This is a genomic window from Streptomyces sp. NPDC018019 (assembly GCF_044327805.1).
Taxonomy (GTDB): Bacteria; Actinomycetota; Actinomycetes; order Streptomycetales; family Streptomycetaceae; genus Streptomyces.
In genome coordinates, this window is record NZ_JBIRGD010000016.1 from 100232 (window position 1) to 112742 (window position 12511).

At 71.8% G+C, this 12511-nt stretch carries 11 protein-coding genes; 8 read left to right on the forward strand and 3 right to left on the reverse strand.

The window, feature by feature from the left end:
* Window positions 1–59 precede the first annotated feature (59 nt).
* The gene (locus ACH4FX_RS25500) at window positions 60–719 is read left to right on the forward strand and encodes a glycerophosphodiester phosphodiesterase (protein WP_398482793.1); all 660 of its coding nucleotides are present in this window, start codon (window positions 60–62) and stop codon (window positions 717–719) included.
* Between the two features lie 50 nt (window positions 720–769).
* On the opposite strand, the gene ACH4FX_RS25505 is transcribed toward ACH4FX_RS25500, so the two are convergent.
* A complete protein-coding gene (locus tag ACH4FX_RS25505; protein ID WP_398482629.1) occupies window positions 770–1303 on the reverse strand; it encodes an HXXEE domain-containing protein in 534 nt (177 codons plus the stop codon).
* Window positions 1304–1453: 150 nt separating this feature from the next.
* Between ACH4FX_RS25505 and ACH4FX_RS25510 the strand changes: the two genes are divergently transcribed.
* Window positions 1454–2401: a hypothetical protein gene (locus ACH4FX_RS25510; protein ID WP_398482631.1), complete on the forward strand. Its 948-nt coding sequence runs from the start codon at window positions 1454–1456 to the stop codon at window positions 2399–2401.
* Window positions 2402–2440: 39 nt separating this feature from the next.
* Here the strand turns inward: ACH4FX_RS25510 and ACH4FX_RS25515 are convergent, their stop codons facing one another.
* Window positions 2441–3625: a spermidine/putrescine ABC transporter substrate-binding protein gene (locus ACH4FX_RS25515; RefSeq protein WP_398482633.1), complete on the reverse strand. Its 1185-nt coding sequence runs from the start codon at window positions 3623–3625 to the stop codon at window positions 2441–2443.
* A 162-nt stretch (window positions 3626–3787) separates the two neighbouring features.
* Window positions 3788–5242: a gamma-aminobutyraldehyde dehydrogenase gene (locus ACH4FX_RS25520; protein ID WP_398482635.1), complete on the reverse strand. Its 1455-nt coding sequence runs from the start codon at window positions 5240–5242 to the stop codon at window positions 3788–3790.
* Window positions 5243–5420: 178 nt separating this feature from the next.
* Between ACH4FX_RS25520 and ACH4FX_RS25525 the strand changes: the two genes are divergently transcribed.
* From ACH4FX_RS25525 to ACH4FX_RS25550, 6 genes are all read left to right on the forward strand, one after another.
* The gene (locus ACH4FX_RS25525; protein WP_003980199.1) at window positions 5421–5894 is read left to right on the forward strand and encodes an Lrp/AsnC family transcriptional regulator; all 474 of its coding nucleotides are present in this window, start codon (window positions 5421–5423) and stop codon (window positions 5892–5894) included.
* Between the two features lie 2 nt (window positions 5895–5896).
* The gene (locus ACH4FX_RS25530; protein WP_398482637.1) at window positions 5897–7258 is read left to right on the forward strand and encodes an aspartate aminotransferase family protein; all 1362 of its coding nucleotides are present in this window, start codon (window positions 5897–5899) and stop codon (window positions 7256–7258) included.
* A gap of 550 nt (window positions 7259–7808) precedes the next feature.
* Entirely contained in the window at window positions 7809–8540 is a 732-nt protein-coding gene (locus ACH4FX_RS25535) for an ABC transporter ATP-binding protein (protein ID WP_398482639.1), read from the forward strand.
* Complete coding sequence (locus ACH4FX_RS25540; protein ID WP_398482641.1) at window positions 8522–9739, forward strand: hypothetical protein; 1218 nt, start codon at window positions 8522–8524, stop codon at window positions 9737–9739. The genes ACH4FX_RS25535 and ACH4FX_RS25540 overlap by 19 nt, the downstream gene beginning before the upstream one ends.
* A 119-nt stretch (window positions 9740–9858) precedes the next feature.
* Complete coding sequence (locus ACH4FX_RS25545) at window positions 9859–11058, forward strand: LOG family protein (protein WP_398482643.1); 1200 nt, start codon at window positions 9859–9861, stop codon at window positions 11056–11058.
* A gap of 222 nt (window positions 11059–11280) precedes the next feature.
* The gene (locus tag ACH4FX_RS25550) at window positions 11281–12300 is read left to right on the forward strand and encodes a hypothetical protein (protein ID WP_398482644.1); all 1020 of its coding nucleotides are present in this window, start codon (window positions 11281–11283) and stop codon (window positions 12298–12300) included.
* Window positions 12301–12511: the final 211 nt, after the last annotated feature.

A 12511-nucleotide genomic window follows, 5' to 3' on the forward strand; every position in this document is an offset into this window, starting at 1 on the left:
CGCGGGCGTCGTCGGCCGGTCGTCCGAGGCCGGCGCCCGCGCGCGGGCGGGTCGCGGTCATCGGCCACCGCGGCGCCCCGTACGAGGCGCGCGAGAACACCCTCGCCTCGCTGCGCGCCGCGCTGGAAGCGGGCGCCGACGCGGTCGAGATCGATGTCCGGCTGACCGCCGACCGCGTTCCGGTCCTGCTGCACGACCCGACGCTGGAGCGCCTGTGGGGCCACGGCCGGCGGCTCTCCTCGCTCACGTACGCCCAGGCGGACGAGGTCACCGCGGGCGGTGTGCCCACGCTGCGCGAAGCCCTCGCGCTCACGGGCCGCTACCCGCACGCGCGTGCCCTGATCGACCTTCCCGACCCCGCGGCCGCTCCGGCCGCCGTCGCCGAGGTCCGCGAGTCCGGCGCCGCCGACCGTGCGTACTACTGCGGCGGCGGCCTGTCCATGCTCGCCGTCCGCGCTGCCGACCCGGCCGCCGAACTCGCCCTCTCCTGGTGCCGCACGGCCCCGCCCCGCCCCGAGCTGCTGGCCCGCGTCCGCCCCCGCTGGCTCAACTACCACTTCGGTCTGGTCACCGAGGACCTCGTCGCACGCGCCCACGCCGACGGCTACGCGTTCGCCGCCTGGACCACCGACCTGCCCCGCACCGCACGCCGTCTCAAGCGGGCAGGCGTGGACGCCATCACCACCAATCGTGTGGCAGCCGTCCGCGCGGCGCTCTGACCAGAAGGTCCCTGGCCGGGAGGTTCCTGACCAGGAGGTTCCCGCCCTCCTCAGCGCCGCACCAGCCGCCGCGCCACGGCGTGCGACAGCACGGTGGCCGCCCCGGCGACCGCCAGCCCGCCTGCCACGCTCCGCGCGTCCGTGGGCCGGAGCCGCCCGGCGCGCCGCAGCCGGCCGCGCGCCCACAGCGCGTACGGGACGACGATGAACGGCGAAGTGGCCGAGCCGGGGGTGTAGCCGCGTACGGCGGCGGCCTGCGCGAGGTGCACCAGACCGTGCAGCCCGAACCCGTCCACCGCGCCCTGGAAGAAGGCCGAGCGGCCACCGGTGCGGTATCCGTGTGCCGAGGCGGCGGCCACGATCACCGCCATGGCGCCCACCGCGACCGTGAACTCCCGCTGGTCGACGCCCTCCAGCGCCCGCCAGAGCCGTTCCGGCGCACCGGGGAACCGTTTCCGCAGCTCCGGCAGGCGGCTCTGGATCCAGCGCGGCCCGCAGGCCACCTCCTCCGCATCGTGCAACGCCCAGGCGGCGAGCAGCCCGAACGTGACGGCGGGACTCAGGTCGTGCGTGGTCTGCGACATGAGCGGTGAGTCTGGCACGGCCGCAAAGTCCGGTCGAACGCGGTCACTTACCGTCGCCACTTGACCTTGCCACTGTGTCAGGCCGTGCACTGGTGGACATCGCCCGGCGGACGCCGTCCCGCCCGCCGCCCTCCAGAACCGAGGACACCCATGCTCACGTACTCCGGATCGGGTCCGTACTGCTACAGCCATTCCCTGGCCATGGTGCTCGGCCCCGGCGCCGCCCCGCCGGCCGCGGTGATCGAAACCCTCACCGGCTCGCCCTTCGGCGTCCAGCTCATCGGCGGCACCCTGCCCCTGTTCGACCCGTACGGCTGGGACCCGGAAACCGGTCTGGACGCCGCCATGGCGGCCCTCGGCCTGCGCTGCGACCGCAGCGCGGGCGGCACCCAGGACGAGGCACTGGCCCGGCTCGGTGCCGCCTGCGCGGAAGGCCCGGTCCTGGCCGGTCCGGTCGAGATGGGCCTGCTGCTCCACCAGCCCGGCTCCGGCACCGCGATCGGCGCCGACCACTATGTGGTGGTCCTCGCGGTCGAGAACGGCACCGTCCTCCTCCACGACCCGCACGGCCACCCGTACGCCACGCTGCCCGCCCCGGAGTTCGCCGCCGCCTGGCGCGCGGAGTCGGTGACCTACACCGACGTCCCCTACGTGATGCGCTCCGCCTTCGTCCAGGAGTGGCCGGCCGACCCGGCCGAGGCCCTGCGGCGGTCGCTGCCCGGCGCCGTACGGTGGCTGGCCGGGCGAGACGACCTGCCGGTGCCGCCCGGCACTCTGCACGGCGCCGCCGCGGTCGAAGCGCTGGCGGACCAGGTGGCCGACGGTCTGGCCCCGGAAACCCGCGACCTGCTCGGTGTCTTCGCCGTCCGGGTCGGCGCCCGCCGCCTCAACGACGCGGCAGCGTGCCTGGCCCCGCTCGGTTTGGCCGGGCCGGCCGTCCTCCTGGCCGAGCAGTCCCGCATCCTCGGTGGTCTGCAATACCCGCTGGTCAACGGGGACGACCGGGCCCTGGAAGCGGGCCTGCGACGACTCGCCCCGACGTACGAGCAGCTGCGTACGTCCCTGGAGCGGGCCGCGGTGCCCGGTACGCGCCACTGACGGCGCCCGCCCGGCGGTCATGTGCCGCCCGCCGCCCCCTCACAACCCCACGATGCCGTTCCACTCCTTGGCGAACGCCGGGCGTTCCTCGGCGGAGATGTCCCGGGCGATGGCCAGCCGTTCGCGCATCGAATCGTCCGGGAAAACCAGCGGGTCCTCGGCCAGCGCGGCGCGTTCCTCGTCCTTGGAGGAGGCCAGCACGTCGCGCGCGGCCGGCACCGGGCAGACGTAGTTGACCCATACGGCCAGCTCGGCGGCGATCTCCGGCCGGTAGTAGAAGTCGATGAGCCGTTCCGCGTTGCGTTTGTGCTCCGCGCGGTCGGGGATCATCAGGCTCTCCGCCCACAGTTCGGCGCCTTCCTGCGGCACCACGAACTCGATGTCCGGGTTGTCCTCCTTGAGCTGGATGACATCACCCGAATACGCCTGTGCCGCGAGCACGTCACCCGAGGCGAGGTCCTTGATGTAGTCGTTTCCGGTGAAGCGCCGGATGTGCTTCTTGGCCACCAGGCGACGGATCCGGTCCGTCATCCGATGGAAGTCGTCCGCTTTCCAGCGCGTGATGTCCACGCCGTCGCCCTGCATGAGCATCGCGAAGGACTCGTCCATCCCGGACAGCAGCGTCACCCGCCCGCGCAGGTCGTCCTTCCACAGGTCCGCGGTGTGCTGGATCTCCCGGCCGAGCTTCCGGCGGTTGTAGGCGATGCCGGTGATGCCCGACTGCCACGGCACGGAGTGCTTGCGGCCCGGGTCGAAGTGCGGGCTGCGCAGCAGCGGGTCGAGGTGGCGCGCGACGTTCGGCTGCCGCGCCCGGTCCATCTCCTGCACCCAGCCGAGCCGTACGAACCGGCCGCACATCCAGTCGCTGATGACGATCAGGTCGCGGCCGGTGGGCTGGTGGTTCATCAGCGCGGGGCTGATCTTTCCGAAGAACTCGTCGTTGTCGTTGATCTCCTCGGTGTACGTCACGGAGATGCCGGTGCGCTTCTCGAACGCCTCCAGCGTCGGCCGCCGCTGCTTGTCCCGCTCGTCCACGTCGATGTACAGCGGCCAGTTGGCGAAGGTCAGGCGCTTGTCCCGGGCCGAGCGGTCGGGGGCGGCGCGGTCGGCGGGGCCGACGTACGCGGCGGGTACCCCGCATCCGGCCGCCAGCAGGGCCAGCGCCCCGGCGGCTCCCGTACCGACCGTGCTCCGTAGCAGCGAACGCCGCGATAGTTCAGCCATGGCGAGCACTCTCACGTGCCGTGGGCGGCGGCGGCAAGCGACAGAACGTCGGCTGCCGGGCCGCCGCCCACGACGGTGTGCCGAGCGGCGGGTCGGGCGTTCGGTGGCCCGCCCCGTGGCGGGACGGGGCGGTTCAGGCCCCCGCCCCGCGACGGAACGGGCTCAGCCGTCCAGCGACGTCATCACGTGCTTGATGCGGGTGTAGTCCTCGAAGCCGTAGCCCGACAGGTCCTTGCCGTAGCCGGACTTCTTGAAGCCGCCGTGCGGCATCTCGGCGACCAGCGGGATGTGGGTGTTGATCCACACGCACCCGAAGTCCAGCTTCTTGGACATCCGCATGGCGCGCGCGTGGTCCTTGGTCCACACCGAGGACGCCAGCGCGTACTCCACGCCGTTGGACCACTCGACAGCCTGGTCCTCGTCCCGGAAGGACTGGACGGTGATGACCGGCCCGAAGACCTCCTGCTGGATGATCTCGTCGTCCTGCTTGAGGCCGGAGACGACGGTCGGCGCGTAGAAGTAGCCCTTCTCGCCGACCTGGTGGCCGCCCGCCTCGATCTTGGCGTGCGCGGGCAGGCCGTCGATGAAGCGCTTGACCTGCGCCAGCTGGTTGGCGTTGTTCAGCGGCCCGTAGAGCACGTCCTCGTCGTCGACCGGACCGGTCTTGGTGTCGGCGGCGGCCTTGGCGAGCGCGGTCACGAACTCGTCGTGGATGGACTCGTGGACGAGCACCCGGGTCGCGGCCGTACAGTCCTGGCCGGCGTTGAAGTACCCCGCCACCGAGATGTCCTCGACGGCCTTGGCGATGTCGGTGTCCTCGAAGACCACGACCGGGGCCTTGCCGCCCAGCTCCAGGTGGACCCGCTTGAGGTCCTTGGAGGCGGACTCGGCGACCTGCATGCCGGCCCGCACCGAGCCGGTGATCGAGGCCATCGCGGGCGTCTTGTGCTCGACCATCAGACGGCCGGTGTCGCGGTCGCCGCAGATGACGTTGAAGACGCCGCGGCGGTGGCCCAGCTCGTCCAGCACCCCGCCGATGATCTCGGCGATCAGGACGGTCGAGGCGGGGGTGGTGTCGGAGGGCTTGAGGACGACGGTGTTGCCCGCGGCCAGCGCCGGGGCGAACTTCCACACCGCCATCATCATCGGGTAGTTCCACGGCGCGACCTGCGCGCAGACGCCGACCGGCTCACGTCGGATGATCGACGTGAAGCCGTCCATGTACTCGCCCGCCGCGCGGCCCTCCAGCATCCGGGCGGCCCCCGCGAAGAAGCGGATCTGGTCCACCATCGGCGGGATCTCCTCCGAGCGCACGAGCGCGATCGGCTTGCCGCAGTTCTCCGACTCGGCGGCGATCAGCTCCTCGGCCCGCTCCTCGAAGCGGTCGGCGATCTTGAGCAGTACCTTCTGGCGCTCGGCCGGCACCAGGTCGCGCCAGGCGGGGAACGCGGCCTCGGCGGCGGCCATCGCCGCGTCCACGTCCGCGGCGGCGGACAGCGGAGCGGTGGCGTACGCCTCACCCGTGGCCGGGTTGACCACCTCCGTGGTCCGCCCGTCGGCGGCGTCCCGGAACTCCCCGTCGATGTAGTTGCGCAGCCGACGCAGTTCGGTGGTCACGAGCGACCCCTCCTGTCAGGTGTCCAGTGGTTGAGATGCCCACCCTAGCCAGGAAGGCAACGTTTTCGACATACCCACAACGGATGAACAACGAAATCAGTGGTGTCGCCATCTCGGTACGACTGATTTCATCGAATCGGGGTTGCGGGACTGACGAGGCTCGTGCACAGTGAGGGCCGTGGCCACTCGTGACAGAAACGGCACCCAGTCGATCGACTCCGTCTCCCTGGCGATCATCGAGCAGCTCCAGGAGGACGGCCGCCGTCCGTACGCCGCGATCGGCAAGGCCGTGGGCCTGTCCGAGGCGGCGGTGCGGCAACGCGTACAGAAACTGCTCGACCAAGGCGTGATGCAGATCGTCGCGGTCACCGACCCCCTCACGGTCGGCTTCCGGCGGCAGGCGATGGTCGGGATCAACGTCGAGGGCGACCTCGACCCGGTGGCCGACGCCCTGACGGCCATGGAAGAGGTCGAGTACGTCGTCATGACCGCGGGCTCCTTCGATCTCCTCATCGAGATCGTCTGCGAGGACGACGACCACCTCCTGGAAATGATCAACAAACGCATCCGCACGCTGCCCGGCGTCCGGACCACCGAGAGCTTCGTCTATCTCAAGCTCCGCAAGCAGACCTACACCTGGGGAACCAGATAGCCATGACCGCTGACCTCTCGAAGACGGCCTACGACCACCTGTGGATGCATTTCACCCGCATGTCGTCGTACGAGAACGCCCCCGTACCGACGATCGTGCGCGGCGAGGGCACGAACATCTACGACGACAAGGGCAAGCGCTACATAGACGGCCTGGCCGGCCTGTTCGTGGTCCAGGCCGGGCACGGCCGCACCGAACTCGCCGAAACCGCGCTCAAGCAGGCCCAGGACCTGGCCTTCTTCCCGATCTGGTCGTACGCCCACCCCAAGGCCGTGGAACTGGCCGAGCGGCTGGCGCACCACGCGCCCGGCGACCTGAACAAGGTCTTCTTCACCACCGGCGGCGGCGAGGCCGTCGAGACCGCGTGGAAGCTGGCCAAGCAGTACTTCAAGCTCACCGGCAAGCCCACCAAGCACAAGGTGATCTCGCGCGCCGTGGCCTACCACGGCACCCCACAGGGCGCCCTGTCCATCACGGGCCTGCCCGGTCTGAAGGCCCCGTTCGAGCCGCTGGTCCCCGGCGCCCACAAGGTGCCGAACACGAACATCTACCGGGCGCCGCTCTTCGGTGACGACCCGGAGGCGTTCGGCCGCTGGGCCGCCGACCAGATCGAGCAGCAGATCCTCTTCGAGGGCCCGGACACCGTCGCCGCCGTCTTCCTGGAGCCGGTGCAGAACGCGGGCGGCTGCTTCCCGCCCCCGCCCGGCTACTTCCAGCGGGTCCGCGAGATCTGCGACCGCCACGACGTGCTGCTCGTCTCCGACGAGGTCATCTGCGCCTTCGGCCGCCTCGGCACGATGTTCGCCTGCGACAAGTTCGACTACGTACCCGACATGATCACCTGCGCCAAGGGCATGACCTCGGGTTACTCCCCCATCGGCGCGTGTGTCATCTCCGACCGGCTGGCCGAGCCGTTCTACAAGGGCGACAACACCTTCCTGCACGGCTACACCTTCGGCGGCCACCCGGTCTCCGCCGCCGTCGCCTGCGCCAACCTCGACATCTTCGAGCGCGAGAACCTCAACCAGCACGTGCTGGACAAGGAAGGCGCCTTCTTCTCGACCCTGAAGAAGCTCCACGACCTGCCGATCGTCGGCGACGTCCGCGGCAACGGCTTCTTCTACGGCATCGAACTCGTCAAGGACAAGACCACCAAGGAGTCCTTCAACGACGAGGAGACCGAGCGCGTCCTGTACGGCTTCCTCTCCAAGGCCCTCTTCGAGAACGGCCTGTACTGCCGCGCCGACGACCGCGGCGACCCGGTCATCCAGCTCGCCCCGCCCCTCATCGCCGACCAGCCGGTCTTCGACGAGATCGAGCAGATCCTGCGGGGGACGCTCACGGAGGCTTGGGAGAAGCTGTGAGGCGCCTCAAGGGGTGAGGGCGTGCGGCGTGGCGTCCGGGGCCTGCTCGGCTCGCGACACCGGCGCGAGCCGAGCAGGCCCGTACGCCTGTCGGTCACGCGAGCGGCACCACGGGCTCACACGCCCGACCGCGACGTGCGCGGAACCGTGAACGCATGGACGCGTGCGCCTGGTGGGCGGGCGCGGGGCCGGGGGATGGCGCTGGGGCGGGGTTGGTTGGTGGCCGGGGCCCCGGGCGGCCGGTGGGGTGAAGAACAGGCGTACGGACGACGGCTGGTGCGGCGATGCCCGGTGGGCGGACAACCGATTTGGGTAGGGGGACACCCGGAAGCAACGACCGTCCCTCTGCCGCTCCACCGGCCCCGCCCCCTCCACCCGCCCCGCCTACATTCTTCATATAAGCCTCCATTTGAGTGAACCTGGGCCGTGGTACGCGCCGAGCGCCGAATACCGAGGGTCGCCACTCCTTACCGTGCCAGTGACCGATACCCTCCATGGTCGTTCACCCGGTTGGGGGAACGATCGGACGCGACGAGCATGAGGTGCGCAGATGGTGGCCCCACCTGACAACGACGTTCTCTGGGCGCGCGGCCTGCACCACACATACGCCGGCTCCCCTGCGCTGGCAGGGGTCTCCATCGGTGTCCGCGAGGGCGAGATCCTCGCCGTCACCGGGCCCCGCGGCTGCGGCAAGACGACCCTCCTGCGGTGCCTTTCCGGCCAACTTGCGCCGGACAGCGGCGAGATCTGGTTCAACAGTTCACCTGTGCACACACTCTCCCCGTCCGGCCGGGAACGGCTGCGCCTGGACCGCTTCGGCTGGGTGGACACCGAACCGCACCTCGTCCCCGAACTCACCGCCTGGGAGAACGCCGCGCTCCCCCTGCTCCTGCGCGGGGTCGGCCACCGCACCGCCAAGCAGACCGCCGGCGAGTGGCTGGACCGCCTGGACGTGGGCATGTGCGCCCGCCAACGCCCCGGCCGCCTCGACCAGTCACAACGCCAGCGCATCGCCATCGCCCGCGCCCTGGCCTGCGCACCGCAGGTCCTGTTCGCCGACGAGCCCACGGCTCCCCTGCACCGCGCCGACGCCGCCCAGGTCCTGCGCACCATCACCACGGCCGCCCGCTCGCACGAGATCACGGTCGTCCTCGCCACCCACGAACCGGAGGCCGACACCCTCGCGGACCGTACCGTGGCACTCCTCGACGGCCGACGCGTCGGCACCAAGGCCCCCGCCCCCGACAAGGAAAGCAGGGCAGAGTGCTCGCTCTCCGTCTAGCCCGCGGTGCCCACCCCCTCGTTCTGCTGCGCCGTCTGCTCGTCGCCGCCGCGTCCGGCGGCACCGGTTTCCTCCTGCTGGCCGCGCTGGGGCACGCCGCGGCCCATCCGGCGACGGCCATGGACTCGTTCGTACGTCTCCTCTGGTGTGCCGTTCCGATCGCGGCCACCGTCCAGCTCGCCGTGTCCGCGGCCCGCACGGACCCCGCCTCCCGCCCTCAACGGGGCATGGCCGCCGCCGGGTTGGGCCCCGTACGGCTGACGCTGATCGCCGCCACCTCCACCGCGGTGTCCTGCGTCCTGGGCAGCTTCTTCGCGCTGCTCGCCTTCCTCGCGCTCCGCGGCGACCTCGGCGGCGCGACCGCCACCGGGTCCGCCACCCGTCTCCTCGGCGCGGGCCACGCCTTTCCGCTCGTCGGCGCGCTGTTGCTCCTCGCCGTCGTGCCGGTGCTGGCGGCCACGGCCACCGCGGTCGTCCTGCGCCCCCGCATGAACGCCCGCGCCGGCGGACGCGGCACCGGAACAGCCGCCGGCGCCGGTACGGGCGAGCCCCTCACCGCCATGGACACCAACAGCACCGCCTCCGCCATGCCGACCGCTCTCCCCTGGGGAATCGCGCTGACGGCAGCCGGCCTCGCCCTGGAGACGTACGTCAGCCGCGGCCCCGCCGACACCGACACGCTGCTCCCGCTGCCCGGACGCCTCATCGGGAGCCCGCCGGGCGTCCTGGCGGGCTGGGCGCTGTCCACGCTCGGCCTCGTCCTGGCCGGGCCCGGCCTGGCCCAGCTGTCCGGCCGCCTCCTGGCCGCCGGCCGTCCGGGCGCCGTCCGCCTGCTCGCCGGCCGCGTCCTCCAGGAGGAGTCCCGGCGCGTCGGCCGCCCCCTGGGCGTCCTCTGCGCCGTCGCCTCCGGCACGTACGCCGCGGTGAAGGTGTACGAAGCAGCCCCCACCCGCCCCTTCGGCCCGCTCACCGGCCTGGGCGCGGCCCTCGTCCTGGCCTGTGTCACGGCCAGCGCCCTCACGGCGGCCCTCGAAGCCCGCTGGGCCCGCGCTCACACCACTGCCGCCCTGCGCCGTCTCGGTACTCCACGCTCCCTTCTCCTCAGTGCTTCCGCCCTGCGCGTCCTGGCCCTCCTCCTCGTCCTGGGCCCCTTGACCTGGGCCATCGCCGAACTGGCCGCCCTCCCCCTCCTCCACTGACCCTGCGCCGTCACTCCATCCGCCTGGCCCTCCCCACCGGTACGGGACCTGGCCCCAACCGCCGCCTCTACGAAGCCGAACCGGCCCTCGCCCCGGCCCTGCGGCACCGCCCGCCTACCATGACGGTCGTGCAGCCGAACTCCGAGTCCCCCGCGCCCCATCGCCCCATCGAGCCCTCGCACCGCGACGGCCGCGACCGCGAGATCGAGACGCTCGCCGAATTCGACCACGTACTGGAGACGGGCAGTCTTTCCGGATACCGCGTCCAGTCCGTCGACCTGACCGGCCGCACCTCCGCGCTGCTCAACACGCCGACCTCGGACGCCGTCTTCCTCGGCTGCCGCATGGAACCGGCGGCCGCCGCGAGCGTCCGGGCAGGTGGCGCGCTGGTCTTCCCGCCGATACGGGACCTGCCCTTCGACCCGTACCGCGGCAGCCTCTATTCGCCCGACGAACTCTTCGCATCCCTCGCGACCGAAGCCGGCTACGCGGCCACCCCCGACGCCCTGGCCTACGCCTGGTACCAGTCGACCATGTCGGACGGCGACGTCTTCGCCTCGATGCTGCGCAGCATCCACGACGACGCCGTCTCCGACGCGCTGGACGAGCACCTCGCCGGTGCCCGCGTCGTCGGCGTCATGGGCGGGCACGCGTTGGAGCGCGGATCCGCCGCGTACGAGGGTGCGGCCCGGCTCGGGCGGCGGCTCGCCCGTGCGGGTCTGACGGTCGCCACGGGCGGCGGGCCCGGGGCGATGGAAGCCGCGAACCTGGGTGCCTACCTCGCTCCGTTCGACGACATCGTGCTCGACGAAAGCCTGGCCCTCCTCGCCAAGGTGCCGCACTTCACCCCTTCAGTGACGGACTGGGCGCGAGCCGCCTTCGAGGTGCGCGAGCGCCGGCCGGGCGGTGGGGACTCGGTCGGCATCCCCACGTGGTTCTACGGCCACGAGCCGCCGAACGCCTTCGCGGCCCATATCGCCAAGTACTTCGTCAACGCGGTCCGCGAGGACGGTCTCCTGGCGCGCTCCAACGCCGGAGTCGTCTTCCTGCCCGGCGCGGCGGGGACCGTGCAGGAGATCTTCGACAACGCCACCCCGAACTACTACGGATCGCGGGGCGAACCGACTCCCATGGTGCTCGTCGACCGCACGCACTGGACCGAGAGGCTGCCTGCCTGGCCCCTGCTGCAAGCCCTTGCCGCGGAGCGTCCCATGGCCGCGAAGGTCGCACTGGTCGACTCGGTGGAAGAGGCGCCCGAAGCGCTGGCCCGCCTCACGGACGCCTCCGCCTCCCCTCCAGCACCGGAACCGACGTCCTGAGCCACCAGGCCGGCCACCGGTCACCCGCACGGCCCGCCCACCCGCTGGACCGGGCCCGCCGGGAGGCCCCTGTCCACCCCGGCCTTTCAGCCCGACGGGCGGGCTCCTCCAGCCGTCGCCGCACCTGTTTGCGCGTCGGAGGCAACTCCCGCCCCTGAATCCACGTCTGGCTAGCCAGGTAATGGTCTGGTAAATCCAGGCAGCGCGCGAACGGAGTTCTTGGTGCTCATCGGTCTTCTGACGGCGGTAGCGGCCTCGGCCTGCTACGGCACGGGGTCGGTCCTGCAAGCGGTGGGATCGCGCAAGTCCGCGCGCAGGGAGGCGGCCGCCGCGTCCACGAACGGCGTCACCCAGCACGGCGGCCCCAGCCTCTCGTCCACCGCCAAGGCGGCCGTGACCTGGGAATTCATGGTCGGTACGGTGCTGGACTTCATAGGGTTCGGGCTCGGCGCGCTGGCCGCCCGGCTGCTGCCGCTGTTCCTTTCGCAGACCGTGATCAGCGCCAACCTCGTGATCACCGCCGTGCTCAGCATCAAGCTGCTCGGCATCCGGCTCAACCGGCCCGAGTGGATCTCCATCGCCGTGGTGTGCTCGGCGCTGGTGCTGCTGGCCACGGCCGCCGGCCCGGAGGGCGGCGGTGACGCCTCGACGACCACGCACTGGTGGCTGCTGGCCGCCTCCGTCCTGGTGATCGGCGGGGGCACCGTGATCGTCCGGCTGCTCGGCAGCCGCGCCGCGATCCTCGCGGGTCTGCTGTCGGGGCTGGGCTTCGGCGCGCTCGGCGTCGGCGTGCGCGTGCTGAACGGCATCGACCCGTTCGACCTGCCCACGCTCCTGGCCGACCCGGCGCTCTACGCCATTCTCGTCGCCGGCATCGGCGGTATGTACCTGCACACGGTGGCCCTCCAGATCGGTTCGGTCAACGGCGCCACGGCGGCGCTGGTGGTGGGTGAAACGGTGGTGCCGGGCATCCTCGGGGTGCTGTGGCTCGGCGACTCCTCCCGCCCGGGTTTCGCCTGGGTCGCCGTGCTCGGGTTCCTGGTGGCAGTGGCCGGTGCCGTCGCGGTCGCCTGGTTCGGCGAGCCGGAGGACGGAACCGCAACCGGATCCCCCGGTGCCGGAGCAGCGACAGCACCCGAGGAAGCCACGAAGGCACTGGGCGGACAGCCGACGCACGGTGACGGCAGGCCCGACGCCGGGCCGACTCCCCCCACGGCGAGCAGCCGCGTCAGTTCCTCGTAGGAACGGCCCCCGCCCCACTCCTCCGCCCGGACCCAGGCTCGCCCCTCCTTTCCCCATGGCCCGCGAGCCTTCCCGAGTCCCTCGATCTCCAGCCCGTTGCGACGGCTCCGGCAAGGCATCGCGAACGTGTCGGCCGCCGCGCGGAAGGGCGGCATGGCCTCGTGCGGATGCGCTCCCGCGAAGACGACCGCGCCCGCCATCCCCTGGGCAG

Bases quoted from the DNA above. Each gene is read 5' to 3' on its own strand.
- ACH4FX_RS25530 (WP_398482637.1), top strand. From the start codon at position 5,897: ATGACCGCTGACCTCTCGAAGACGGCCTACGACCACCTGTGGATGCAT.
- ACH4FX_RS25535 (WP_398482639.1), top strand. From the start codon at position 7,809: ATGGTGGCCCCACCTGACAACGACGTTCTCTGGGCGCGCGGCCTGCAC.
- ACH4FX_RS25510 (WP_398482631.1), top strand. From the start codon at position 1,454: ATGCTCACGTACTCCGGATCGGGTCCGTACTGCTACAGCCATTCCCTG.
- ACH4FX_RS25505 (WP_398482629.1), bottom strand. From the start codon at position 1,303: ATGTCGCAGACCACGCACGACCTGAGTCCCGCCGTCACGTTCGGGCTG.
- ACH4FX_RS25545 (WP_398482643.1), top strand. From the start codon at position 9,859: ATGACGGTCGTGCAGCCGAACTCCGAGTCCCCCGCGCCCCATCGCCCC.
- ACH4FX_RS25515 (WP_398482633.1), bottom strand. From the start codon at position 3,625: ATGGCTGAACTATCGCGGCGTTCGCTGCTACGGAGCACGGTCGGTACG.